General features: G+C 44.5%; 1 protein-coding gene. It reads left to right on the forward strand.

Going from position 1 to position 272, the window contains the following annotated elements:
• Window positions 1-272: hypothetical protein (locus tag SLS51_RS23655; protein ID WP_323840899.1), on the forward strand; the 272-nt coding region annotated here is incomplete at both ends.

Genomic DNA, 272 nt, shown 5'->3' on the forward strand with positions numbered 1-272 from the left:
TTTCTTCAACAATATCAAACAAACTGTACTCGGTGTGATGGGCAGTCAGGCAATCAACTATCTGGTGAAGGGGGAGGAAGCTAACACGTCGGGCACTCATAAAGGCAGAGGTGCGATCAATTTAGCGGAAGTTTCTGCTATTGATGGCTGCCAGATGGATGTAATTGCGCCAGTAAGTTCAGATTTGAGCAATCGTTTGCTTGGTTCTGTCACCGCGGTCAAAACGCCTGAGCTCGAAAATATTCATCATTCATTGAATATTAATGAAAGCG

This window comes from Photorhabdus africana (assembly GCF_035181445.1).
Classification (GTDB): domain Bacteria; phylum Pseudomonadota; class Gammaproteobacteria; order Enterobacterales; family Enterobacteriaceae; genus Photorhabdus; species Photorhabdus laumondii.